Source organism: Nonomuraea turcica (assembly GCF_030718205.1).
GTDB lineage: Bacteria > Actinomycetota > Actinomycetes > Streptosporangiales > Streptosporangiaceae > Nonomuraea.
In genome coordinates this window covers 77,134-100,769 of record NZ_JAUZQF010000015.1, presented here as the reverse complement: position 1 = coordinate 100,769, position 23,636 = coordinate 77,134, and the positions used below count along the sequence as shown (strand labels likewise).

Annotated in this window: 21 protein-coding genes and 1 pseudogene; 7 read left to right on the top strand and 15 right to left on the bottom strand. The window is 69.7% G+C overall.

Annotation, left to right across the window (positions count from 1 at the left end; all coding sequences use genetic code 11):
- Positions 1-15: 15 nt before the first annotated feature.
- Positions 16-771, bottom strand: coding sequence for an ABC transporter ATP-binding protein (locus Q9G87_RS34540; protein ID WP_305920752.1), 756 nt, complete (start codon positions 769-771; stop codon positions 16-18).
- 3 nt (positions 772-774) lie between these two features.
- On the bottom strand, positions 775-1,962 hold the full coding sequence (locus Q9G87_RS34535) for an ABC transporter substrate-binding protein (RefSeq protein ID WP_305920751.1): 1,188 nt from the start codon (positions 1,960-1,962) through the stop codon (positions 775-777).
- A gap of 104 nt (positions 1,963-2,066) precedes the next feature.
- Here Q9G87_RS34535 and Q9G87_RS34530 point away from each other — a divergent pair, with 104 nt between their 5' ends.
- From Q9G87_RS34530 to Q9G87_RS34520, 3 genes are read left to right on the top strand one after another with little or no spacing between them, the layout of a single operon-like run.
- Positions 2,067-2,849 carry a PaaX family transcriptional regulator gene (locus tag Q9G87_RS34530; protein ID WP_305920750.1) on the top strand — a complete coding sequence of 261 codons (783 nt, stop codon included), beginning with the start codon at positions 2,067-2,069 and terminating at the stop codon, positions 2,847-2,849.
- 43 nt (positions 2,850-2,892) lie between these two features.
- Positions 2,893-4,362 (top strand): acyl-CoA synthetase, encoded by a 1,470-nt coding sequence (locus Q9G87_RS34525; protein WP_305920749.1) that lies wholly within the window; start codon positions 2,893-2,895, stop codon positions 4,360-4,362.
- A 6-nt stretch (positions 4,363-4,368) separates the two neighbouring features.
- Complete coding sequence (locus tag Q9G87_RS34520; RefSeq protein WP_305920748.1) at positions 4,369-5,469, top strand: 5-methyltetrahydropteroyltriglutamate--homocysteine S-methyltransferase; 1,101 nt, start codon at positions 4,369-4,371, stop codon at positions 5,467-5,469.
- Positions 5,470-5,523: 54 nt separating this feature from the next.
- On the opposite strand, the gene Q9G87_RS34515 is transcribed toward Q9G87_RS34520, so the two are convergent.
- The 8 genes and pseudogenes from Q9G87_RS34515 to Q9G87_RS34480 all read right to left on the bottom strand — a co-directional run bounded on the left by Q9G87_RS34515 (position 5,524) and on the right by Q9G87_RS34480 (position 12,506).
- Entirely contained in the window at positions 5,524-6,858 is a 1,335-nt protein-coding gene (locus Q9G87_RS34515; protein ID WP_305920747.1) for a glycoside hydrolase family 30 protein, read from the bottom strand.
- A gap of 137 nt (positions 6,859-6,995) precedes the next feature.
- A complete protein-coding gene (locus Q9G87_RS34510) occupies positions 6,996-7,559 on the bottom strand; it encodes an SRPBCC family protein (RefSeq protein ID WP_305920746.1) in 564 nt (187 codons plus the stop codon).
- 79 nt (positions 7,560-7,638) lie between these two features.
- Entirely contained in the window at positions 7,639-8,805 is a 1,167-nt protein-coding gene (locus tag Q9G87_RS34505; protein ID WP_305920745.1) for a lamin tail domain-containing protein, read from the bottom strand.
- A 163-nt stretch (positions 8,806-8,968) separates the two neighbouring features.
- Positions 8,969-9,604 carry a GOLPH3/VPS74 family protein gene (locus Q9G87_RS34500; RefSeq protein WP_305920744.1) on the bottom strand — a complete coding sequence of 212 codons (636 nt, stop codon included), beginning with the start codon at positions 9,602-9,604 and terminating at the stop codon, positions 8,969-8,971.
- Positions 9,601-11,013 (bottom strand): APC family permease, encoded by a 1,413-nt coding sequence (locus Q9G87_RS34495; RefSeq protein ID WP_305920743.1) that lies wholly within the window; start codon positions 11,011-11,013, stop codon positions 9,601-9,603. Before Q9G87_RS34495 ends, Q9G87_RS34500 begins: the two co-directional genes overlap by 4 nt.
- Positions 11,014-11,213: 200 nt before the next feature.
- Positions 11,214-12,062 (bottom strand): TetR/AcrR family transcriptional regulator, encoded by an 849-nt coding sequence (locus tag Q9G87_RS34490; RefSeq protein WP_305920742.1) that lies wholly within the window; start codon positions 12,060-12,062, stop codon positions 11,214-11,216.
- 199 nt (positions 12,063-12,261) lie between these two features.
- Positions 12,262-12,351 (bottom strand): annotated as a pseudogene (locus Q9G87_RS34485) (hypothetical protein); the annotation flags it as partial.
- Positions 12,348-12,506 (bottom strand): hypothetical protein, encoded by a 159-nt coding sequence (locus tag Q9G87_RS34480; protein ID WP_305920741.1) that lies wholly within the window; start codon positions 12,504-12,506, stop codon positions 12,348-12,350. The gene Q9G87_RS34480 and the pseudogene Q9G87_RS34485, both read right to left, overlap by 4 nt.
- Positions 12,507-12,710: 204 nt before the next feature.
- On the opposite strand from Q9G87_RS34480, the gene Q9G87_RS34475 reads away from it, so the two are divergent.
- On the top strand, positions 12,711-12,923 hold the full coding sequence (locus Q9G87_RS34475; protein WP_305920740.1) for a hypothetical protein: 213 nt from the start codon (positions 12,711-12,713) through the stop codon (positions 12,921-12,923).
- A gap of 2 nt (positions 12,924-12,925) precedes the next feature.
- On the opposite strand, the gene Q9G87_RS34470 is transcribed toward Q9G87_RS34475, so the two are convergent.
- The 5 genes from Q9G87_RS34470 to Q9G87_RS34450 are packed head-to-tail and all read right to left on the bottom strand — an operon-like array spanning position 12,926 to position 20,259.
- Positions 12,926-14,128 (bottom strand): cytochrome P450, encoded by a 1,203-nt coding sequence (locus Q9G87_RS34470; RefSeq protein WP_305920739.1) that lies wholly within the window; start codon positions 14,126-14,128, stop codon positions 12,926-12,928.
- Between the two features lie 21 nt (positions 14,129-14,149).
- On the bottom strand, positions 14,150-14,638 hold the full coding sequence (locus tag Q9G87_RS34465; protein ID WP_305920738.1) for a GbsR/MarR family transcriptional regulator: 489 nt from the start codon (positions 14,636-14,638) through the stop codon (positions 14,150-14,152).
- 44 nt (positions 14,639-14,682) lie between these two features.
- Positions 14,683-16,233, bottom strand: coding sequence for a hypothetical protein (locus tag Q9G87_RS34460; protein WP_305920737.1), 1,551 nt, complete (start codon positions 16,231-16,233; stop codon positions 14,683-14,685).
- Between the two features lie 22 nt (positions 16,234-16,255).
- Positions 16,256-17,884 carry a hypothetical protein gene (locus tag Q9G87_RS34455; protein WP_305920736.1) on the bottom strand — a complete coding sequence of 543 codons (1,629 nt, stop codon included), beginning with the start codon at positions 17,882-17,884 and terminating at the stop codon, positions 16,256-16,258.
- A 5-nt stretch (positions 17,885-17,889) separates the two neighbouring features.
- Entirely contained in the window at positions 17,890-20,259 is a 2,370-nt protein-coding gene (locus Q9G87_RS34450; RefSeq protein WP_305920735.1) for a glycoside hydrolase family 2 protein, read from the bottom strand.
- Positions 20,260-20,459: 200 nt separating this feature from the next.
- Here Q9G87_RS34450 and Q9G87_RS34445 point away from each other — a divergent pair, with 200 nt between their 5' ends.
- The 3 genes from Q9G87_RS34445 to Q9G87_RS34435 all read left to right on the top strand — a co-directional run bounded on the left by Q9G87_RS34445 (position 20,460) and on the right by Q9G87_RS34435 (position 23,616).
- On the top strand, positions 20,460-21,824 hold the full coding sequence (locus Q9G87_RS34445; protein WP_305920734.1) for an ABC transporter substrate-binding protein: 1,365 nt from the start codon (positions 20,460-20,462) through the stop codon (positions 21,822-21,824).
- A gap of 95 nt (positions 21,825-21,919) precedes the next feature.
- Positions 21,920-22,750: a carbohydrate ABC transporter permease gene (locus Q9G87_RS34440; RefSeq protein ID WP_305920733.1), complete on the top strand. Its 831-nt coding sequence runs from the start codon at positions 21,920-21,922 to the stop codon at positions 22,748-22,750.
- Positions 22,747-23,616 (top strand): carbohydrate ABC transporter permease, encoded by an 870-nt coding sequence (locus Q9G87_RS34435; RefSeq protein ID WP_305920732.1) that lies wholly within the window; start codon positions 22,747-22,749, stop codon positions 23,614-23,616. Before Q9G87_RS34440 ends, Q9G87_RS34435 begins: the two co-directional genes overlap by 4 nt.
- Positions 23,617-23,636 lie beyond the last annotated feature (20 nt).

Sequence of the window (23,636 nt, the reverse complement as noted above, 5' to 3'; positions counted from 1 at the left end):
GGCTGGGCGCGGCGGTCATGATGCCTGTCCGAGGTAGGCGGCGAGCACCAGCGGGTCGGCCCGCACCTCGGCGGGCGGGCCGTCGGCGATGACCTGGCCGAGGTCGAGCACCACGAGCCGGTCGGCGAGCCGGGTCACGAAGGCGACGTCGTGCTCGATGAGCAGGATCGTCAGTCCGCCCGCGCGCAGCTCCTCCACCAGCGCCGCGAGCCGCTCGCGTTCCTGGCCGCGCAGCCCGGAGGCGGGCTCGTCGAGGAGCAGCAGCCGTGGCCGCGCGCACAGGGCGCGGGCCAGCTGCAACGCGCGCTGCTGCCCGATGGGGAGCCGGTCGGCGGGCCGGTCCGCCCAGTCGGCGAGCCCCACTCTTTCGAGAGCGGAGGATGCCTGGGCCGCGATCTGGCGCTCGTCGCGCCGGTGCCGGGGCAGCCGCAGCGCCGCCGACACGAACCCCGCGCCGGTACGCCCGTGCATCCCCACCATGACGTTCTCCCTGACGGTCATGCCGCGGAACACGCGGGCCGCCTGGAAGACGATCGACATGCCGAGCCTGGCCCGCCGATGCGGCGCGAGCCGGTCCACCCGGTGCCCGAGGAAGGAGATCTCGCCCCGGTCGGCCGCCAGATGTCCGGTGATCAGGTTGAACAACGTGGACTTGCCGGCCCCGTTCGGCCCGATGATGCCGCAGACCTCGCCGTCCGCGACGCTCAGGGAGACGTCGCGGACGGCGTAGACGCCCCCGAAGGAGCGGGATACCCCGGTGACCGCCAGCACGCGCTACCCCGCCGCGTTGACGGTCTTGGTGAGCTGCTCTTTGGCCCAGTCGGTCGGCACGAACTGGCCGTTCTTCACCGTGTTGACCGAGATGAATTCGGGGGAGAGCCCGGAATGGTCGGTGGGGGAGTAGCGGAAGCGGCCGTTCGGCGTGATCAGGTCCATGCTCTCCAGCGCCTGCTGGATCTTGGTCTTGTCGGTGCTGCCGGCCTTCCTGATCGCCTCGAACAGGAGCAGACTCGCGCTGTAGCCGTCCTGCGCGAACTGCGGCGGCGGGTAGCCGTGCTTCTGCTGGTACGGCTTGGCCATCTGGTCGATGATCTGCTTCTGCTTGCCGGCCGGCAGATGGTCCCCGACGACGCCGATGGCGCTCTGCACGGTCATGCCCTCGGCGTCGCGGCCCATCGGCTCCAGCCACAACTTGCTGGCCTGGGACGCGGTCAAGAACAGCGGCGTCTTGAGCCCCGAGGCGACGTACTGCTTGGCGGCCGTCACGCCGGGCGCGCCCGAGCCCCAGAACACCAGCGCCTCGGCGGCGGAGTCGCGCACGTGCTGGAACACCGCGCTGAAGTCGGAGTTCGCGGTCTCGTACGGCTCGTCCACGGCGATCGTCACGTTGTACTTCGGCGCGAGCGCCACCATGGACTTGTGGCCGGAGACGGAGTACGCGCTCTTGGAGTCCCAGGCCACCGCGATCGTCTTGATGCCCTGGGCCTGGATGTACTGCAGGTAGCGCTCGGCGTACATGCTGGACAGGGCAGGCGTGACGAAGATGTACGACTTGATCGGCTCGACCTGCTCCTGCGCGGGCGCCAGCGACAGATACGGCATCTTGTCCCGCTGCGCGAGCGGCTCCACCGCGAGCGCCGAGTTGGAGAACACCGGGCCGATCAGCGCGTCGATCTCGCCCTTGATCTGGTTGTAGGCCACGATGCCCTGGTCGGGAGCGGTCTTGTCGTCCCGGGTGACCAGCTCGACGGTGCGGCCCAGTAAGCCGCCCTGCGCGTTGACCTGCTCGACCGCCAACTCCACGGCCTTCTTGTCCTCGCTGCCGAGCGGCGTGTAGTTGCCGGTCAGGGAGACGATGAGGCCGACCTTGATGGGGCCGTCACCACCTGACCCGCCGGGACTACCGCCGCACGCGGCCACGGCCAGCACGAGACACACCAGAGACGGTAGAAGCCTGCGCATCAGGACCTCCTGGGCCGGATGTCGCCCTGAATGTAGGCAGGTACATTACGGCTGTCAAGACAATGCCCAACATCCGTGGGGGTGGCGGTGTGCGGCCTCAATCGGTGATTCTCACCTTTCTCGGAGATCACGTTTACGGTCGCGGAATCTGCGTCTTCTCGGGCAGCTTCATCGAGGCGTTCGCCAAGGTCGGCGTCTCCGAGGAGGCGACGCGCTCGACGCTGACCCGGATGGTCCGCCGCGGGTTGTTGCGCCGGCAGCGCTCGGGGCGGCGTATGTACTTCGGCCTCACCCCGACCAGCACCGAGGTGCTCAGGGACGGCGAGCGGCGCATCTGGCACAGCGGCGTCGTCAACGACGCCGGCGAGGACCGGTGGACGCTCATCGGCTTCTCGTTGCCCGCCTCATGGCAGCGGCAGCGGCACGAGTTGCGCTCGCGGCTCATCTGGGCCGGGTTCGGGCCGCTGCAGAACGGGTTGTGGATCGCTCCCGGCGAGGTGGAGGCGCCCGAGGTGCCCGGGGTGGAGGTGAAGGTGTTCGCCGCCGAGCCGCGGCGGCCCACCGACATGCAGGCGCTGGTACGGGACGCGTACGACCTGGCCGGGCTGGGCGAGCGTTACCGGGCGTTCCTGCGCCGCTGGGACCAGGCCGATCCCGCGCCCGACGCGCCCGACGACCTGGCCCGCTCGCTGACGTTGCTCACCGGCTGGCTGCAGATCATCAGGACCGACCCCCGGCTCCCGCTGCGTTACCTGCCGCACGACTGGCCCGCGGAGAAGGCCCAGCGGGTCTGCCACGCGCTGCATGAGCGGTTCAGGCCGGAGGCCGCGGCGATCGCCGAGCGGCTCCTCGACACGGTCCCCGACGAAAGTTGGGCAGAACGGTGACAGCGATCGTCTAGTGGCCTAACTTGAGCCTGGAGGAGCACTGATGCGGAACCAGGGGCTTGGATCGTGGCCGGCACGCAGGGCCCGCATGACGCCCGACCGGGTGGCGCTGACCTGCGGCGGGCGCGATCACACCTACCGTGACCTGCGCGAACGTACATATCGGCTGGCTTCCGCGCTGGGCGTGGGGCACGGCGACCGGGTGGCCTACCTCGGGCCCAACCATTGCGCGCTGGTCGAGACGTTCTTCGCGGCCGGGCTGCTGGGGGCGGTGTTCGTCCCGCTCAACACCCGGCTGACCACGCCCGAGTTGCGCTTCATCCTCCAGGACGCGGACGCGTCGGTGGTGCTGCTCGGCGAAGGGCGGGACGGCGAAGGGCTGGCCGGCCGCCACATCCCGGCCGCGGACTACGAGGACCTGCTGGCGTCGGGCTCGCCCGAGCCGATCGACGAGCCGGTCGGCCAGGACGACGTGTGCCTGATCATGTACACCTCGGGCACCACGGGACGGCCCAAGGGCGCAATGCTCACGCATGCCAACCTCACCTGGAACGCCGTCAACCTGCTGGTGGACGTGCCGCTCGCACACGACGAGGTGACGCTGATCAGCGCACCCCTGTTCCACATCGCGGCGCTGGCGCAGACGCTGATCCCGAGCGTGCTCAAGGGCGGCCGGGCCATCCTGGAGCCGTCCTTCGACGTGGAGCGCACGTTCGACCTGATCGAGGCCGAGCGGGTGACGGTGATGTTCGGGGTGCCGTCGATGTTCGCCTTCCTCGCCCAGTCGCCGCGCTGGGCCAAGGCCGACCTGTCTAGCCTGCGCCACCTGCTGTGCGGGGGCGCGCCGGTGCCCCTGCCGCTCATCACGACCTACCAGGAACGGGGGCTGACGTTCCTGCAGGGCTACGGCATGACGGAGACCGCGCCCGGCGCGCTCTTCCTCGGCGCCGAGCACTCCATCGACAAGGCGGGGACGGCCGGTGTGCCGTGTTTCTTCTCCGACGTGCGCCTGGTCACGATCGAGGGCTCGGAGGCGGCCCCCGGCGAGCCCGGCGAGGTCTACGTCCAGGGACCCAACGTCATGCCCGGCTACTGGCGCCGGCCCGAGGAGAGCGCGAAGGTGCTCTCGCCGGACGGCTGGTTCCGCTCGGGCGACGTCGGCGTCGCCGACGAGGACGGTTACGTGCGCATCTCCGACCGGCTCAACGACGTGATCATCTCCGGCGGCGAGAACATCTACCCCGCCGAGGTCGAGAGCGTCCTTTACAGCCATCCCGCGGTCGCCGAGTGCGCGGTGATCGGCGTGCCCGACGACCGGTGGGATGAAGTGGGCAAGGCCCTGGTCGTGTTGCGGCCGGGTGCGACGGCCGAGCCCGAGGAGCTGCTGAAGCACCTGGACGGCCGGCTGGCCCGCTTCAAAATCCCGAAATATCTGGAATTCGTCCCTGAACTGCCCAAGAACGCGGCGGGCAAGCTGCTCAAGGCCCCGCTCAGAAAGCTCTACGGGAGTTGATCCGCAATGCGTACCTCACCGCCTTTCCGCGCCGACCACGTCGGCAGTCTCCTGCGCCCGCAGTCCCTGCTCCGCGCCCGCGAGAGCCTCGCGGGTGACGAACTGCGGGAAGCGGAGGACGCGGCCATCCGAGAGGTGGTGCGCAGGCAGGAGGAGATCGGCCTGCAGAGCGCGACCGACGGCGAGTTCCGGCGGGCCTCCTGGCACATGGACTTCATCTACCGGCTCGGCGGCATCGGCCAGGCCAGCGACGAGCACATCACGGTCCGCTTCCACAACGAGCAGGGCGACATCGAGTTCACCCCGGCGGCGCTGCGCGTGCACGACCGGATCAAGCTGCGCGAGCCGATCTTCGCCGACGACTTCATGTTCCTGCGGGACACCGTGAGCACGGTCGTGCCGAAGCTGACCATCCCGTCGCCCAGCATGGTGCACTACCGCGGCGGGCCGGCCGCCATTGACCCGAAGGTCTACCCGGACGTCGAGGAGTTCTGGCGTGACCTGAGCGCGGCCTACGCCGAGCAGGTGCGCAGGATCGGCGCGCTGGGGTGCACGTACCTGCAGTTCGACGACACCAGCCTGGCCTACCTGAACGACCCGGCCCAGCGGGCGGAGCTGGAGTCGCGGGGCGACGACGCCGAGCACATGCACCTGCGCTACATCAAGCAGATCAACGCCGCGCTGGCGGCCAAGCCGGCCGGGATGACGATCACGACGCACATGTGCCGCGGCAACTTCCGCTCGTCCTGGGCCGCCTCGGGCAGCTACGACTTCGTCGCGGAGGCGTTGTTCGGGGAGCTGAAGGTGGACGGGTTCTTCCTGGAGTACGACGACGAGCGGTCCGGGGGATTCGAGCCGCTGCGATTCGTGCCCAAGGGCAAGATGGTCGTGCTGGGGCTGGTCACGACCAAGCACGGGGAACTGGAGTCGAAGGACACGCTGAAGCGGCGCATCGACGAGGCCGCCAAGTTCATCGACCTCGACCAGCTCTGCCTGTCGCCGCAGTGCGGCTTCTCTTCCACGGTCGAAGGCAACGAGCTGACGGCCGACCAGCAGTTCGCCAAGCTCCGCCTGATCGTCGAGACCGCCCAGGAGGTCTGGGGCTGACAGCAGGGATGCGGCGAGAGCCCGGGGAAACCGGCTCCGGGCTCTCGCCGCCGATCAGCGGACCACGATGGTGGTCAGCGACCGCGGTTGGAGGGTCACCGTGCGGCCGGTCACGGCCGACGGGGTGAGCGAGTTGTCGTTGTTCGTCACGTACGCGGTCGCCCTGCCGCGCACCCCGTCCCACGTGACGGCCTCGGTGCCCGTGTTGAGGGCCACGATCACCTTCGACCCGTCCGTGTTGCGGAACGCCGAGACCTTCAGCGCCGGATTCGCCGCCGAGGCGTCCACCCGGACCGCGCCCGGCCGGATGAACCGGCTGTAGGCCGCCATCGCCCACAACCGCTTCGACACCTTGTAGGTCTTCGCCGTGTCGTCGACCTGCATGAACGCCCTGGTCGTGCCGCGCGAGGCGCCCAGCCAGTAAATGTAGGCGCTGACGTCGCCCAGCGTGAGCGCGTCGTGGATGGCCTGCGCGATCGTGAAGCCGTCGTAGCCGCTGCCGTCGTCCCAGGCCTCGTTCCAGGTCGAGCCGTTGGGGTTCCACTCCGACATCCAGGTCTTCCTGCTGGTCGGCAGCGGGGCGTCCACGGGGCTGGCGTACGTGTGGCCGGCGTGCGTCTTGACCCAGCGGCGGGCCTCGGGATCGGCCTCGATCGCCGCCGTGTACGCCTTGGCCTGGTTCCAGCCGAAGGAGTCGCAGCACACCAGGTTCACGTTGCCCTTGGCGATCGGGCCGAGCACCTTGACGAACTGGGCGGCCTGCTCCGGGGTGAAGCGCATGGAGGCGTACGTGGCCGTCCAGTCGGGTTCGTTCGTGAACCCGAGGTCGGTGATCTTGATGCCTTCCTGCTCGTAGAACTTCGTGTACGCCAGCAGGTAGTTCGCGTACGCCTTCTCCCACTCCGGCAGCAGATTGCCGCCGTTCTTGTCGTCGCCGTTGGTCTTCATGTAGCCGGGCGCGCTCCAGGCGTCGGCGAAGAAGCGCTTCACGCCATACGCCTTGGCCTCCTTGGCCACCCAGACCTGGCTGTTGTCGTCGCCGTCCCACACGTACTTGGGCGGGGCGTCCGGGCCGCCGGGGTTCTCCGGCTGGATCGACACCATGTGGTCGTACGGGCTGCCCGCGGGGGAGGAGCCGATGCCGAGCCGCAGGATGCTGAGGCCGGCCCCCTTCTCCCGGTCGAACCACAGGTCGAGGATCTCCCGCTGCTGCGCCGGCGACAGCGCCTCGAGCAACTCGTTGCGGCGGAACGCCTGAGAGACGCCGAAGCCGTCCATCTGCTGGTGCGTGACGCGCTCGTTCAGGGTGATGGCCGGTGCTGGCGCCGCGTGCGCCGGGTTCACCACCAGGAGACCGAGCACGGTGATGGCGACAAGTCCTCGTAACATGGTGCCTCCGAAAGTTTCGGAAAAGTGGCGAATATTTCACCAATCGTGCCGGAACCGTAATCGGCGTCAAGGTCTGCCGTCAACACCAAGCGGCGCCGTCCCCCGAGGAAGGGGACGGCGCCGCTGGGCTCCCGCGCTCAGCGCGCGGACTCGGCGCGGGACTTGATGGTCTGCATCTGCCTCCGCACGGTCAGGAAGTCGGCCAGGTCCATCCTGGCGAGATAGAGGGTGCCGTTCAGGCCGGGCGCGGCCTTGATCCGTACGCGGAAGACCATCCTGGTCTTGCCGTCGTCGGTCTCGCGGAGCGAGATGGAGCACGTGGTGATGGCCTCTTCGCCCCGATGAACCAGAACGAGCGTGTGCGGCGGATCGGTCTGCTCCACGACGAACCCGGCGCCATCAGGCCCGGAGCGCAGCGTGTCGCCGACCTTGAGCCCCTGCTGCTCCGCTTCCTCCGCAGGAGGACCGCCCAGCTGGACCAGCCAGGGCCAGACGGCCGCAGGGGAGGCCTCGACGGTGATGGCGCGGGTCGCCTGGTACTGCGGCGTGCGGACGATGTCATCACCCGCCATCTCGCCGTAGACCTCGCCGTCGTCGGCGCCCCAGCGCAGGTGCCACGGGCGCACCGCGAGCATGTACCCCGCCGCCGCCCCCACCGCGAACCTGAGCATCGAACGTGTCATGTACCGCGCCATGAACATCGCGAACTCCTTCGTATCGCCGGTCGGAACGCCCAGTCTCCGACGTGAGGCCGCCCTTGGCCAGCGGAACCGCCGTGCTTCAGCGGCCGAAGCAAATGGTGCGGCCCGCGCGTACCCTTTCGCCCTTGTAGCTCACCTGATCGATCGTGTTCCCCCGGGGATCGACGAGGACGAGGCCGTCGCCCTGGTTGCCGAGCTGCAGCGCCCCGTCGAGCGGCACCCGCAGCGTGGTGCCGCCCGCCAGGGCCCCGCTCAGGTCCTTGCGGGTGTTGGCGGCATCCGACAACCACCAGCCCGACAGGTCGACCGGGCCTGGCGTGACGTTGAGCAACGTGACCGACTCCGCGCCGCGGTCGGCGCCCACGGGGTCGGGCAGGGCCGCCACGATCAGCACGTCGCCCAAGGCGATGAGCGGCGGGTTGACGGTCGAGCCCGGCGGCGGGGGATCCGGGTTGATGATGAACGACTCCGGCCACGCCGTGAGCTGGATCTGGTGGCCGGAGGCCCAGACGACGTCGTGCAGGTTGCCCCGTTCGAGCTTGTCGAGCAGGAACAGCTCGTCGTCGCGGTGCACCGGGTCGGCCCGCAGCCACGCGTCGAAGCCGTCGAAGTCGGGGAATCCCGCCGCGAGGTACGGCACGATGCGGCGGAACAGCTTGGGCCACATCACCAGTTGCTCGGCCGCGGCCAGGTCGGGGATGACGGCCACGCCGTCGGGGTCGGCGGTGGAGCGCGGCCAGATGCCGGTGGCGAGCGCCTTCTGCCTGGCCGCCGCCGACACGTCCGCCAGGTGCGTACGCAGCTCGGCGGGCAGGGTCGCGTAGAACGCCGGATAGACCAGCCCGGCGGCGAGCAGCGCGGCGTTGACGGAGGCGTCGGCCAGCCGCCCGTCCAGGAACACCCGCGAGCCGTCCGCCCCCGGGTGGTCGCCCGCGAACACGAACGCGATCAGCCGGCCGTTGGCGTCGATGCCGTTGGTGAGCACGTGGCCGCGGATCGCGTCCTGGTCGGCGGAGCGGACCTTGTTCGGCAGGTCGTCCCAGAAGACCACGTTGGTGAAGCCGAGCAGCCGAAGCAGCTCATCCCTTGCCGCCTCGGCGCCCGTCAGCTCCTGGTGGGTCTCGCCGAAGTGGGTTTCCAGCGCGTCGATGGCCTCCAGACGTGCGGAGATGCCGCGGCGCGTGATGTCCGGCGGCGAGCCGGAGTGCCGGGGCAGCGCCTCGACCAGCGCGGGGTTATCGGGCAAGAACTTGACCGTGTCACCGTCCGGTTCCGGCCCTTGTCGCGGGAGATCCGGATATCGGATGACAAAATTGCCGCGTAATAGCGTGTAACTCATGAATTCCCCCCATATCTCGGCGAGCGGAGCGTAACTCGCGTTTGGGGCATCGTCCATGTATCACGACAAATCAGCGATATACCGCTATTGCTGCCTCCGCGACCAGCGTGTCCACCACGGCGACCAACTCGCCGACCACCCGCGGACTGTCGCGGACGATCTCGCGCAGCCTGCCGACGAGCTCGCTCGACGGCAGGTCGAGGTAGAGCTCCGCCTCCAGTCGCAGCACGGACACCAGCCCGCACAGCGCCGCGCCCCGGGCGTCCGGTTTCTTCCAGCCCTCGACCGCGGAACGCGCCCCCGAAGAGGCGCGTACGACCGAGGCGACGTCGGCGAGCTGATAGCGCGTGGTCGGCAGCACGCCCATCACCCTCTTGGTCACCCGCAGCAACACGCCGGCCGCCACCAGATCCTCCCGGGTGCGGTCGTAGGCCCGCTCGGCCACCTTCTTGATCGGTGACCGCACGTCCCCTGGCTCCCCGGCGACGAGCGCGAGCAGGTCGTCGGTGAGCGGGTCACCGGTGGGGACGACGGGGTCGGAGACCGCGACCCGGCCCCTCGCGACCGCGACGCGACCGTCCAGGGCCAGGTCGAGCAGCGCCGCGCCGGCCAGCCCGAGCGCCATCGAGGACTGATGGATCAAGGGCTTGCCGGACTGGTCGTGCGCGACGAGGTAGAGATCCTGATGAAGCGGCAGCCGGTTCATGGGCGGGTGGATGTGGCATTCGTGCCGTGCACGCCGGGTGTGGCGCTCATGTCATGGAGGCTGGGGCGGCGGCCGAGGGCGTACAGCATGATCAGCACCAGGAGGCCGACGCCGAGCCAGACAAGGCCGACCACCTGCGCCATCACGTTGGCGTTGAGCACGACGAACACGAGGATCGCCATCCCGATCAGCGGCGAGAGCAGGTGCGACCACATGTTGTCCGAGCGCATGCGGAACTCGTAGTGGACGATCACCGACACGTGCAGGACCACGAAGGCGACCATGGCGCCCATGTTGATCAGGCTGGACAGGAGCTCGACGCCGTCGGCGCGGGTGGACATCCAGATCCCGAGCCCGACGGACAGCGCCGCGACGAGGATGATCGCGTTGGCCGGCACCGAGTGCCGGACCGACACCTTGGCCAGGAACGACGGCAGCTGCCTGTCGCGTGCCATCGCGTACAGCAGGCGCGAGACGGCCACCTGGGCGACCAGCGTGTTCGCCAGGCCCCAGGAGAGCGCGGTGGCGGTCGAGGTGACGTGCCTGAGCCACTCGCCGCCCGCGAGCGCGGCCGTGTCGTAGAACGCGGTGTCGCTGCCCTCGCGCAGCAGCCCCGCGGGGTCGGGCACCAGCAGCGCCGCCACCCACACCTGCACGATGAACAGCACACCGGCCAGCGCCAGCGCCACCCGCATGGCCCGGCCCACCTGGGCGGACCCGCCGGTGGACTCCTCGACCAGCATGCTGATCCCGTCGAAGCCGAGGAACGACAGCACGGCGATCGAGACCGCAGCGAACATCACCGGCCAGGAGAACGTCTCAGGATTGAACAGCGGCGTGAGGCTGAAGCCCTGGCCCTTGCCCTGGAGCAGTGCCCAGATGCCGGCCAGCAGGAACAATGCCAGCACGACGAGCTCGAGCGCGATCATCACGCGGGTGAGCTTGACCGTCATCCGGATGCCCCGCAGGTTGATCGCCATGTTGACGACCACGAAAATGACCAGCCACGCCCACACGGGCACCTGCGGCACGCTGGAGTTCATGGCGACGGAGGCGACCAGGTAGAGCAGGCACGGGACGAGGATGTAGTCGAGCAGCACCATCCATCCGGTCATGAACCCGACCGGTGGCGCGATGCCGCGACCCGCGTAGTTGTAGACCGACCCCGACAAGGGGAACGCCTTGACCATCTGCGCGTACGACGCCGCCGTGAACAGCAGCGCGATCACGCCGACCACGTACGCCAGAACCGGCATGCCGCCGGAGTGGGAGTAGACCAGGCCGAAGATCGCGAATGGGGCGATCGGCACCATGAAGACCAGGCCGTAGAACACGAGATCGGTGAGCCCGACCCCGCGCCGTAATTCCTGCTGGTAACCGAACTGTTCGATGCTCTCCTGTGTGCGCACGACAGCCTCTCCGTGTCGTCATGCGGCCATAGGGCGGGGGGTGCCCGGGGCGCGGGGGGTGTATCGACCCGGTGATCCTTCCGTAGCCCGGGGTCACGTCGCAAGGTCCGGCCATGATGTGCCACGCGAATCACATCGTGAGCCAGGCTCGGAACACCCCTGCTCGGGGCGGCCATGCCTCCGGCCGTGGTGAGGCGGGGTCAGCCGGCGGTGGTGCGGAGGCGGGCTTCCAGGCCGTCGAGGAGGCGCTGGAGGCCGTAGTCGAAGTTGTCCTCGTTCTCCGCGGACGGCTTGGCCTCGCGCTGCTCGGCATACAGGGCGCGCAGCCGGGGGAAGTCCCGGACGGCCTGCTCGGCGGCCGGCCACAGCTGCTCGGCCCACGCCTGCTCGCTCTGCCCGCTGCGGGCGACCATGGAGATCCACGCGGCCTCGCTGGTGGAGACGCCCAGCACGTAGGCGATGACGGCGTTCATCGCCCGATCGGCCTCCTTCAGCGAGAAGCCGGCGCCCTCGAACACGGCGAGCAGGTGCTCGGAGCGGCGCAGCACGTTGGGCCCGAGGTAGGACAGCCCCGCCTCGCCGAGCTTGGCGGCGACCCACGGGTGGCGCAGGATCGTCGCGCGCAGTCCGCCGGCGACCTCGGTCACCGTGGCCCGCCAGGCGGCCGGATCGCCCGGCGCGCTCAGCGCCAGCTCGCCATAGACCTCGTCCACGGCCAGCTCGAACAACTCGTCCTTGTTGGCCACGTGCCGGTAGAGCGAGGTGGCGCCCGCGCCCAGCCTGCTGCCCAGGCGGCGCATGCTCAGGGCGTCCATGCCCTCCTCGTCGAGGAGCCGCACGGCCTCGGCCACGATGTGCTCTCTGCTCAGGACCGGCTGCTCCCGCTCCTTGCGCGGGCGGGCCCACACCGACGGAAGCGGTTGCTTGTCTGCTGCCATGGGACCACACCCTAGCGCGTGGCGCACGCCGTACGCAAAGTGGGCACGACGTGCGCCGAGGTTGTCGGCGAGCACGTCGATCTCGAGGCGCTCGCGCGGTTTGATGTTCACGGTGTCCTTGCGCGGCCCCCGCACGCCGTGCGCGTTGAGCTGGAACGGCCAGCCGGTCGTTGAGCGTCCACTCGTTGCCGGACGGTACGCCCTCCGCGGGCGTGGCCGCCCGCCTGCTCGTCCGCACCACCGCGAACGCCCGCGCCTGCTTCCCCTCCGCGACCGCGACGAGGGGAAACGCTCCCGAGCCCAGCTGTACGAGGACGTCGTAGCGCTCGCCCATCCCGATCAGGATCGAGTCCACGGTGACCGGGTCGCACGGGAACCCGTCGGTGTGGGTGACGGTCAGCTCGTGGCCGCCGAGCGCGACGCGGAACGCGGTGTCGGCGGCCGCGGATGGCGCAGCTCCGCCGCCACGCCGCCGAGCGCGTCACTGCGCAGGGTGTCGTCGTGCTGGGTGGTGGAGTTCAGCCGGCGCAGCGCGTCGTCTGGGGTGCCGCCCATGCCGTCCAGTCAGTCGTCGAGCAGCACCATGAACTCCTCGTCGTAGCCGAGCGGCTCACGCGGGTCGGCGACGATCAAGGGTCCGTACAGGCCGCGGTCGTGCTGAGTGCCGACGGCGAGGGTCGATCCTGATGCCGTGCCAGTGCACAGTGGTGTCCGCCGGCAGCGCGTTGATCAGCGGCACTCTGACGATCTCCCCGGGCGGTGGCCTCGATCGGCGGACCCGGCACGACGCCGTTGTACGTCCAGGTGGACACCGTGCGCCGCCCAAGGGAGGCTTCCGCGGGCCGGGCCACCAGCGCCATCCCGCGCGGGCGCGCCGCCGCCGCCGTCCCCGCCGATCCCGTGACCGCGCCCATGGCCGCGAACGCGCAGCCGGCCGCGCACCGCGACGCCTACGTGAAGCACCCCTACTGACGTCAGACCAGCAGCGGAAGGCGGCGCACTCCCGCCATCGTCGGCGTGGGGATGAAGTCCACGGGGTCGTCGGGGTCGGTGCGCAGGGTGGGGAACCGGTCGAGCAGGATGTCCAGCGCGACCCGCCCCTCCAGCCGGGCCAAGGGAGCGCCCAGGCAGAAGTGGATGCCACGGCCGAAGCCGAGATGCGAGTTGGGGTCGCGCCCCGGGTCGAAGGCGTCCGGGTCGGGGAACTGGCGGGCGTCCCTGTTGGCGGTCGCCAGCCAGCACATGACCAGGGTGTCGGCCGGAATCGTCACCCCGCCGAGCTCGGCTTCGCGCATGGTGGCGCGGGCGAGGGCGGCGAACGGGGTGAGATAGCGGAGCGACTCCTCGATGACGGCCGGGATCGTCGTGCGGTCGGCGCGTACCCTCTCCTGCTGCTCGGGGAAGGCGTCCAGACACAGCACCGTGTTGCCGAGCAACATCGTCGTGGTGATGTGCCCGGCCAGCAGCAGGACCATCGCGAAGTTGACGACCTGATCGTCGGGCAGGCGCTCGCCGTCCACCTCGGCCTCGACCAGCTTGGTGAGCAGGTCGGCGCGCGGCTGCCGCCGGCGCTCCGCGGCGTGGCCGGCGAGGTAGGCGAACATGTCCCGCCACGCCGTCATCGTGGCCTGCACGTCCACGCCCCGTTCTTCGGGGGTCTCCTTGAGCGAGAGCTTGGCGTCACGCTGGAACAGCGCGTCGGCCCAGTCCTTGAACAGGGCGCGATCGCTGGTGGGCACGCCCAGCAGCTCCGCGATGACGATGACAGGAAGCGGGTAGGCCAGATCGGTCACGAGCTCGAACCGGTCGCGATCGCGGGCCGCGTCGAGCAGCTCGCGGGTGAGGGCGGCGATCCTCGGCTCGAGATCCGCGATGACCTTGCGGGTGAAGGCGCTGCTGACCAGCTTGCGCAGTTTGCCATGCTCGGGCGGGTCGATCTGGGTGATGAAGCCCGCCAAGGAGATCTCCTCGCCCTCGGGCAGCTGGTCCTTGGGCACGATGCGCATGGTGTCGGAGGAGAAGGTCGCGGGGTCGCCGAGGACCTCCAGCAGCTCCGGGTAGCCGTAGACGCTCCACAGACCGGTGTCGGAGTCATACTCGACCGGCTGGCCGGTTCGCGGTCCGTGCAGCCAGAAGTGTTGCTTGGGAACGTTGTACCGCTCGACGATGGTGGCCATCGCCTCTCCCTCCCCTTGCTCTCAGTCCGACTTGTCGCGATATTTTTCCCAGCGCTGGAGCATCTCGTCCGCGTCCTGCACGGTGAAGGCGAAGAACTTCCGGGTCTCCTCCAGCCGTCCCCGCTGCTCGGGGCGGTCTCCATCGATGATCGACAGTCCGAAGTCGAGGACGTCCAGTGTCTGCCGCACGGCGGCCAGCTGGACCTGCAGGACGTGCGTCCATCCGCCGCCGACCACCCGGTAGCGGTGCTCCCGTTTCGCCGTGGGCGCGCGCTCGATCATCCCGGTCAGCTCCAGCTGCCGGGCCACCGTGCTGGTCGCCGTCTTGCTCACGCCCAGCTCCGCCGCCAGATCGGTGAGGGACTGATCAGGCGGGTCGCAGATGAGCAGCCACGCATACAGCCGGCCCATCGTCCGCGTCCCGCCGAGCCGCTCCATGATCAGCCCCATCCGGTCGACGAACTCGCCCTCCCGCGGATTCATCGGCGCCAACTTCATGAGGTTCGTCAAGTACGTACTTTACGTACGCTACGTCAGCTCTCCGCCTTTGACAATCAGCCGGCGCCGTGCAGGTGGACGGTTTCGAGGTCCCTGTTGGTCAGGCGCATGATGTCGGTCATCTCGTGGTACGGCTGGTCTTGCTGGTTCACCAGGCCCATGTTGAACGACTCGGTGGCGCCCGGCTTCGCCGTCACGGCCTGGTCGTAGTGGACGAACCAGGCGTACCCCACGAACACCGGGCTCTTCGCCTGCGCCTCGACGAACGCCCGGAACAGCTCGCCGCGGTTCGCGATGCCGGTCGCGGTGATCCCCGCGTTGTGCGAGGTGAGGCCCCTGCTCGGATAGCAGAAGGAGAACTCGATGTTGACGATCGGCTTGTCGTAGGTCTCGTACTGCCGCAGGTAGTCGGCGCTCCTGGAATACCAGTCGAAGGAGATCGCGTCGAGGTGCTCGATCCCGCCGACGTTCCACTCGGGGCTGGTCCGCCACGTCGGCACCAGGGACGAGCCGATGAACAGATGGTGCGGGTCCTGCCGCCTGATCGCGGCACTCACCTTCTTGAAGTAGGTCTTCGAGGCCAGGGTGATGAACGCCCGCACGTCCTGTGCGGGCACCCTGGCGATGTCGATCGCGAGGTCGGTGAGCTCGCGGAACGAGCCCGCGCCGGTCCCCAGGAGGTCGTTGACCCGAGCGAGGTCCGCGTACGTCTCCTCCAGGTAGGCGACGAACGACCGCTTCGCCGGCAGGCCCGAGCCCTGCCGCACCACCTCGGCCACGACGTCACGGTTCCAGCCGCGCTCGTTCTCGAAGAAGTAGCCGATCAGCCAGGGATCGTCGCGGAAACGCCGCAGGCCGAAGTCGTCGAAGGCACGATCGAGCTTGGCGGAGAAGTCGTGGTCGAACGGGTCGATGCCCCATCGCACCCTGATGACGTCGACAGGGGTGGGGGCCCTTTCGATGTACGGCATGACCACGGCCGGATCCCGATGCCACTTGCCCTGCGCGTTGAACCCCCAATCGATCATCCGGCGCCTGCTGATGTCGCGCCACCCGTCCCGGTAGTCGTCGCCGTACTTCCGCATCAGGTTGGCCTTGAGGAAGCTCACCGTGTGCAACCCCTGCTCGACGACGGCGTACGCCGCGGCGAACCGGCCGGGGTCGGGCAGTTCCTGGAAGACCTGCCTGGGGCTGCCGTCGGCGTTCTTGTACAGGGTGCCGTAGCCCCACTCGTCAGCAGAAAAGGCGTCCACTGCCTTGAGGAAGAACAGGTGACCGTCGGGTGTGACGAACCACCAGCGCCCGTCCACCTTCTCCAGCCGGAAGTATCCGGTGGCCGCACGACGGCCCAGCCTCTTCAGGCCGCCGTACCGGTCGTAGGTGGTGGTGTCGAAGGTGATCCCGGACAGTCTCGCCCGTTCCTCGGCGTACTCGCGCTTCAACTGCTCGTCCGTGGTGACCTTGCCCGGCCAGTCCTCGTAGAGGTACTGGCCGTACCGGTCGACCAGCAGCGTGCCGGCCGCGGCCGGGCGCCGCCCGGCGAGCACGCCGGCCATCGCCAGGGCGGGTGCGCCGAGTACCAGGTTGCGTCGCGAAATCGGGGACATGTGAACTCCTTTGCCGCGGGTCTTACCGGTCGAAGGGCGTCGGGTCGATCGGGGTGGACACGGTCAGTCCGTCCCAGCCCCAGCGGATGGTGCCGGCCGCCTCCCGCGAGGCGGTCAGGGTGGCGGTGCTGTGGTGCCGTCCCACCCGGATCAGCTCCAGGGCGAAGGCGGCGTGCAGCCGGGCCTGGTGGAAGTCGACGGGCGCGGAGGGGCCTGCGTACAGCACGACTTCCGCGCCCGCCGCCCCGCCCCCTTCCCTGGCGCGCCACGTGCTCGCGGTGCCGAGGAACTCCGCCGGCACGGTGTGCAGGACGGCCTGGCGCGCTCCGGCCGTCAGCGCGAACACGCCGTCGCGCAGCTCGCGCAGCGTGGCTCCGCGGCCCTGCAGCGAGACGCGCAGCCGCAGGTCGCTGACGTGGAAGACGCTGCCGGGCGGGCGGTCGAGCTCGGGGTGGACGTCGCCGGAGTCGTAGCTGAGCCACCAGGCCGACAGCACGCGCGGGCCGTCCTGATGCTGGCGGCACCAGGCGGCGCTCAGGTCGTGGCCGTTGAGCAGCATCCTGGCGCGCAGAACCACCGCGGGATCCTCGGGCGTCCGCCAGTATCCGAGCAGCGGACGCCGCTGAACCCATGCGCACTCCTCGTCGGCGGAGCCCAGGCAGGCGTCCTCGGCGAGCCAGGTAGTGCCGGTGGTGGCGGCGGTGAAGCGGGTGCGCAGCTGGACCGGCGCCTCCTTGAGGGCTCCGAACCGCTCGGCGAGCTCCGGCGGGCAGGGCAGGGGCGGCACGAGGAGCGGGGCGCCCGCCCCTTCCTCCCTTGCGGTGATCGGTGTCCCGGTCTGTGCGGCGAGGTAGACGGCGAGGTCCGGCTGGAGCCGGTCGTGGTAGGCGCGGCTCATCGGCCCGGCGAGCTGGCCGGTGCCCGGATGGAAGCGCTCGGCCAGGGCTGCCCACGTGCGCCGCCTCAGCTCCTCGGCGGTGGCGCGGAAGCCGTCGTCGGCCACGATCAGCGCGGCTCTCTCCAGCTCTTCCAGGACGACTCGCCCGTAGGCGGGGGAGTTGTACTCGGTGAACCCTCCGCTCCGGTCGTGGAGGGCGAGCACGGCGCGCAGGCGTCGCCGGCCGAAGTCGAGCAGGAAGGGCAGGCCGAGGATCTCGGCCGCCGCGGCGGTGGTCACCGCGCCCATCACCGCGATGTTGGTGTAGCCGGGGTCGGCGTTCCGCCGGAAGATCGCCAGCGCGGCGTGGCACAGCGCGGCGCTCACCCGTTCGCGCACGCGGCGGTCGAGCAACTCGTCGTGGACGGCCAGGACCTGCGCCAGCCGTACTCCGATGAAGTCCGCCCAGTTCCAGTCGGCCGGCGCCATCTGCCCGGGTGGCTCCTCCAGGAACCATCCCCAGATCCCGTAATGCTCGGACAGGGGATCGGTCACCTGCAGGCCGGCCAGCGCGTTCAGCACGTCCGCCGCACGGTCGGCCCTGCCGAGTCGCAGCAGCGCGATGGCGTAGTCGGCGGCCTCCTTGGTCTGGTGGACGCGGGTCCCTCTGCGCAGGCGCGTGTGGTATTCGTTCCCCGCGTGAAGAGACCAGGGCATGTGGACGTCCGCTTCATAACGGGCGTCCAGCTCTGCCACGTACACGTCGAGTCCCATTCGTCCTACCTCAGGTCGTTCACGCAACGCAGCACGGGAGCCGAGGTCAGCGCGGCGGGGTCGAGATCCCGGGAACCGCGCACGTGGAAGACGGCCCGCTCCCCGGGCAGCAACGTGATCAGCAGGTCGTCCACGGTGGCGTCCGGATCGAGCCGGTCGGGAAAGAGCGCCAGGTCGCGCAGGATCGTCCGGGCCGTGACCGTGACGAGGTGGCCGTCCGTCACCGGCCGCACCTCCGCCTCGAACTCGGCCGGAGGGAACGCGATCGCCGTGTCCTCGGCGAAGAAGTGCACGGTCCGCGCCTCCCCGAGGACGGCCACCAGCACCTCGGCCTCCGGCTCGGCCGGGACGGGCAGCGGGATCCGCGCCAGGCCGCGCGGCGGCACCCGGACCGGGACGAACTCCTTGGCCAGCGGCTCGCCGGACAGACTGTGGCGGACCAGTTCCAGCTCGCCCGACCACGGGCCGGGACTGTCGTTGATCACGACGACGTCGCCGTCCTGGACGGTCAGCAGGCGGTCGGCGTACGCACGGCGCAGGGCGTACCACGCGGGCTTGCGGCGGCCCTCGCCGTCGACGACGGACCAGGAGGTGACCGGCCAGCAGTCGTTGAGCTGCCAGACGATCACCCCCATGCAGTACGGCATGAGCGCGCGGAATCGCTCGATCCCGAAGGCCACCGCACGGGCCTGGTTGAGCTGGGTGAGGTAGTGCCAGTCGTCGAAGGAGCGCGGCCGAGGCAGGTGATCTCCCAGTCCGCGCAACAGCTTGGCGTCACCGTCCGCCGCCTTTTGGTGGGAGACCGGCGGATCCTGGGAGCTGCCGCGGCGCAGGGTCGCGTGGGTGGGCGGGCCCTGGAAGCCGAACTCGGCCACGAAGCGGGGCCGCCAGTCGGCGTAGTGGAGGTAGTCCCGCTCGTTCCACACATCCCAGATGTGCACGGTCCCGTGCTCGGGCGCGTTGGGATGGCGGCCCGGGTCGCCGGAGTACGGCGTGCCGGGCCAGTACGGTCTGGTCGGGTCCAGCTCGGCGACGATGCCCGGCAGCACGTCCAGGTAGTAGGCCGCGCCCCAGGTACGGCCCTCGAGCCGCTCCTCCCAGCCCCAGTCGGCGTAGCCCAGGAAGTTCTCGTTGTTGCCGATCCACAACGCCAGGCTCGGGTGCGGGGCCAGGCGCACCACCTGCTCGCATGCCTCGGCCGCCACCTCCGAGGAGAGCGGCTCCTCCTCCGGGTAGGCGGCGCAGGCGAACGGGAAATCCTGGAAGACCAGGAGGCCGAGCTCGTCGGCCAGGTCGTAGAAGTCGTCGCTCTCGTAGAGGCCGCCGCCCCACACCCGTAACAGGTTCACGTTGGCCTCGCACGCCTGGGCGAACCGCTCGGCCAGTTGATCGTGGGTTGTCCTGGCGGGGAAGCAGTCGTCGGGTATCCAGTTGGCGCCGCGTACGAAGACCGGCTCGTCGTTGACGACGAGGGTGAAGGCCGATCCCTCCGCGTCCGGTGAGGTGTCCAGCCGGACCGAGCGGAAGCCCACCTGGCGCGTCCAGGTCTCCCCGGTCTGCTCCAGCGTCACGGTGAGCGGATACCGGGCCTGTGCGCCGTAGCCGCGCGGCCACCACAGGCCCGGTTCCCGTACCCGCAGTTCCAGCACGGCTTCGTGCTCACCCGCCGCCAGCGACGCGGCTGCGACCGTACCGGCCACCGCGGCGGTCACCGTGAGGGGGACGTCGGCGGCCCGCTCCACCGCCACGTGGACCCGGACCAGCCCGTCGCGCCCGTCAAGGGTGATCTCGGGGCGGACCTCGGCGAGCCTCGCGATCCTCCACGTGTGCAGGCCGACGGGCCGCCAGATGCCGGCGGTGACGAGGGCGGGACCCCAATCCCAGCCGAAGTTGCAGGCCATCTTGCGGATGAACTGGTAGGGCGCCGGATAGGGCCCAGGGCGGTCGCCGACCGTGGCACGCTGCCGCTCGGCGTGGTCATAGGGCGACTCGAAGTCGACGGCCAGCGTGTTGCCGCCCGTGCGCAGCAGATCGCGCACGGGGAAGCGGTAGGTCCTGTGCATGTTGGCGGTGGAGCCGAGCTCGACGCCGTTGAGCGACACGGTGGCGACCGTGTCCAGCCCCTCGAACACCAGGTCGATCTGGTCGTCGCCGGGCCCGCCGAAGGCGAACTCGGTCTCATACCGCCAGCTCGTGCGGCCGATCCAGGACTGGCGGTCCTCGTTGTCGTCCAGGTAGGGGTCGTCGATGAGACCGGCGGCGAGCAGGTCGGTGTGCACGCAGCCGGGAACGGTGGCGGGCACGCGCACGACAGGCGGCTCGGCCGCGACGGCGGTCACAGCCCAGCCGCGGTCCAGCGGGCGGTACACGCTCACATGATCTCCACAGGTCGAAGGATGTAACTTAAGCGCATAAGTAGTCGGACCATATGATCGGCGTGCGATCGCGTCAACCCCCAGTTCAGATGGGCATCTGCGTTTATGAGGCGCTTCATATCTCTCTATTGACAGCCCGATGCTCGTTAATGCACAGTGACGGCCATGTAAAGAAGGCCCACCCCCTGAACGGAGCTCTCATGCGAGAACGACTGCCGGGCCTGTTCGCCGCCGTGCTCGCCGTTGCCACGGTCGCCGGCTGCTCGTCCGGCTCCTCATCCGAGCCCACCGCCGGCAAGACGCTGATCACCATCGCGGACCTGCCGCCCACGACCCAGCAGAACGTGCGCCAGCAGTTCCTCGACCAGGTGGCGGCGTTCGAGAAGCAGAACCCGGACATCGACATCGAGCCGCGCGAGTCCAAATGGGAGGCCAAGACCTTCGCCGCCCGCCTGGCCGGCGGGCAGCTCGAGACGGTCTTCCAGGTCCCACTCACCGAGCCGCTGGGCATGGTGAAGCGGCGTCAGGTCGCCGACATCACCGGCGAGGTCGAGAAGCTGCCACACGCGAGCGAGTTCGACAAGCGGGCGCTCGCGCCGGCCACCGACCAGGCCGGGCGCATCTACGGCCTGCCCACCAGCGAGTTCGCCCTCGGTCTTGTTTACAACAGGGAGCTGTTCGGCAAGGCGGGGCTGGACGTCGACAAGCCGCCGGCGACGTGGGACGAGGTGCGCGCCGCGGCCAAAGCGATCACGAAGAAGACCGGGGTGCCCGGCTTCGCCGTACCGGCCACCAACAACACCGGAGGCTGGATCTTCACCGCGATGACCTACACCTTCGGCGGCCGCCTCCAGCAGGAGACCGGCGGCAAGGCGGTGGCCACCTTCGACACAGAGCCGGCTCGCGGCGTGCTCGGCCTGCTCAAGGCGATGCGCTGGGAGGACGACTCCATGGGCACCCAGCACCTGCGCAACGCCGCCGACCTCGCCAAGGACTTCGCCGCCGGCAAGGTCGCCATGATGATCGCCACGCCGAGCTCGTACACCGAGTTCGCCACCCAGTTCGGCGGCACGCCCGAGGTGTTCGGCATGGCCGCCCTGCCCTCCGGAGGCACACCCGCCACCCTGCTCGGCGGGAAGGTGGCCGTCGTCAGCCCCAAGGCCACGGCCACCGAGCGTGCCGCGGCGGTGAAGTGGATCGACTTCTTCCACCTCAAGCCGAAGTACGACCCGCAGTTCGCGGGGAGCGTGGCCGCCGCCAAGAGCGCCGACAAGGTGCCCATCGGCTTCCCCTACGTCTCCCTGTACGGCGCGACCGTGGCGGAGCCGGTCATCGAGGCTGAGCGTAAGCACGCCAACGTGCCGGTCGCCAACTTCGAGCCCTACGAGACCGGCGTGGCCGCGCAGGAGTTCGTCACCGAGCCGGCCGTCGCGGGCCAGGACACCTACGCGGCGCTGGACACCGCCGTGCAGGCGATCCTGACGCGGCAGGACGCCGACCCGGCCGGTGAGCTGGGCAAGGCGGAGGAGAAGGCCGCCGCCGCGCTCGACAGGGCCCAGCGGTGACGACGCTGCAAACAGCGAGGACGCGGGACCGGGCCGCCCCGAGGGCGACCGGTCCCGCGCGCCGTAGTCCCTTCCGGCCGGCGGGCTGGTTGTTCATGCTGCCCATGGTCGCCGTGTTCTTCCTCTTCGCCTGGTGGCCGATCCTGCGCAGCGTGCTGCTCGGCTTCCAGCACACCAATCTGGTCGATCCGCCGGAATGGGCAGGCCTGGACAACTTCGCGGCGCTGCTGGCCGACCCGCTGCTGTGGATCACGGTGCGCAACACGGTCTGGTTCGTGCTGCTGGCGTTGCTCTTCGGCTTCCCGGTGCCGATCGTCCTGGCCGTGGTGATGTCCGAACTGCGCAAGCTCGGCGGCCTGTTCCGGGTGCTGGTGTACCTGCCGGTCGCGGTGCCGCCCGTGGTGGCGGTGCTGATGTGGAAGTGGTTCTACGATCCTGATCACGGCCTGTTCAACCAGGCACTCGGCGTGCTCGGGCTGGGGCCGTACCCCTGGCTGCAGGACACCGCGACCGCCATGCCGAGCCTGGTGCTCGAAGCCACGTGGGCGGCCGCGGGCTCCACGGTGCTGATCTACCTGGCGGCGCTGTCCTCCGTGCCGGGCGAGCTGTACGAGGCGGCGGAGATCGACGGCGCCTCCATCGGGCGGCGGGTCTGGCATGTCACGCTGCCGCACCTGCGCGGCGTGTTGCTGATCATGTTGCTGCTGCAGATCATCGGCACGTTCCGGATCTTCACCGAGCCGTTCGTGCTGACCGACGGCGGCCCGGAGGACTCCACCGTGACGATCCTGCTGCTGATCTACCGGTACGCGTTCATCTACGGCGACTACGGCACCGCGGCCGCGCTCGGCGTGCTGCTGGCGGTCGCCCTCGGCGTCATCTCCGCCGTCTACCTGCGCCTGACGAGGAAATGGAGCAGCGTATGAGCGACGCCCGCGCCAGAGGCATCGTCTCGGACGTCGACCGACGACGGACGGGCGTGCGCTGGTGGCTGCGGCTGACCCAGGGATTCCTGCTGCTGGCCACGCTGGCGGTCGGCCTGGGTCCGATCCTGTGGACGGCCAAGGGCGCCCTGTCCCCGACCCAGGACCTGCTCCGCGAGCCCTTGCGGCTGTGGCCCTCCTCGCTGCAGCCGGAGAACCTCACGGCGGCGTGGACGGAGCTACGGGTCGGCCACTACCTGTTCAACACCGTCGTGCTGGTCGGCGGATCCTGGCTGGTGCAGCTGCTGGTGGCCGCCACCGGCGCGTTCGCGCTCTCGGTGCTCAAGCCCCGCTTCGGCCGCCTGGTCTACGGCGCGGTGCTGGCCACGCTGTTCGTTCCCGGGACGGTGTCGCTGGTCGCCCTCTACCTGACCGTTCTCGACCTGTCGCTGGTGGACACCCCATGGGCGGTGTGGCTGCCCGCCGGGGCGCACGCCTTCAACGTGCTGATCATGAAACAGTTCTTCGACGCGCTGCCCAGCGAGCTGTATCAGGCCGCCCAGGTCGACGGGGCGGGACCGATCCGGCTGTTCTGGCAGATCGTCATGCCGATGTCACGGCCCATCCTGGCCGTGGTGTCGCTGCTCGCCGTGATGGACGCATGGAAGGACTTTCTATGGCCGATGGTCGCCATCTCCGACGCCGAGAGCCAGCCGCTGGCGGTCGCGCTGCCCCGCCTGGCCGAGACCGCCGAGCAGAATCAGGTGATCGCCGGCATGCTCGTCGCGATCGTCCCGCCGCTCCTGCTGTTCCTGACCTTCCAGCGCCACATCGTCCGCGGCATCGGCTTCACCGGGATCAAGGGGTGAGAGACATGAGCTGTCCCGTA

Excerpts from the sequence above, each read along its gene's own strand:
- Q9G87_RS34500 (WP_305920744.1), bottom strand. The coding sequence starts at position 9,604 with ATGAACCGGCTGCCGCTTCATCAGGATCTCTACCTCGTCGCGCACGAC.
- Q9G87_RS34515 (WP_305920747.1), bottom strand. The coding sequence starts at position 6,858 with ATGTTACGAGGACTTGTCGCCATCACCGTGCTCGGTCTCCTGGTGGTG.
- Q9G87_RS34535 (WP_305920751.1), bottom strand. The coding sequence starts at position 1,962 with ATGCGCAGGCTTCTACCGTCTCTGGTGTGTCTCGTGCTGGCCGTGGCC.
- Q9G87_RS34510 (WP_305920746.1), bottom strand. The coding sequence starts at position 7,559 with ATGTTCATGGCGCGGTACATGACACGTTCGATGCTCAGGTTCGCGGTG.
- Q9G87_RS34455 (WP_305920736.1), bottom strand. The coding sequence starts at position 17,884 with ATGGGACTCGACGTGTACGTGGCAGAGCTGGACGCCCGTTATGAAGCG.
- Q9G87_RS34435 (WP_305920732.1), top strand. The coding sequence starts at position 22,747 with ATGAGCGACGCCCGCGCCAGAGGCATCGTCTCGGACGTCGACCGACGA.
- Q9G87_RS34525 (WP_305920749.1), top strand. The coding sequence starts at position 2,893 with ATGCGGAACCAGGGGCTTGGATCGTGGCCGGCACGCAGGGCCCGCATG.
- Q9G87_RS34460 (WP_305920737.1), bottom strand. The coding sequence starts at position 16,233 with ATGTCCCCGATTTCGCGACGCAACCTGGTACTCGGCGCACCCGCCCTG.
- Q9G87_RS34470 (WP_305920739.1), bottom strand. The coding sequence starts at position 14,128 with ATGGCCACCATCGTCGAGCGGTACAACGTTCCCAAGCAACACTTCTGG.
- Q9G87_RS34480 (WP_305920741.1), bottom strand. The coding sequence starts at position 12,506 with ATGGGCGGCACCCCAGACGACGCGCTGCGCCGGCTGAACTCCACCACC.
- Q9G87_RS34440 (WP_305920733.1), top strand. The coding sequence starts at position 21,920 with ATGCTGCCCATGGTCGCCGTGTTCTTCCTCTTCGCCTGGTGGCCGATC.
- Q9G87_RS34445 (WP_305920734.1), top strand. The coding sequence starts at position 20,460 with ATGCGAGAACGACTGCCGGGCCTGTTCGCCGCCGTGCTCGCCGTTGCC.
- Q9G87_RS34520 (WP_305920748.1), top strand. The coding sequence starts at position 4,369 with ATGCGTACCTCACCGCCTTTCCGCGCCGACCACGTCGGCAGTCTCCTG.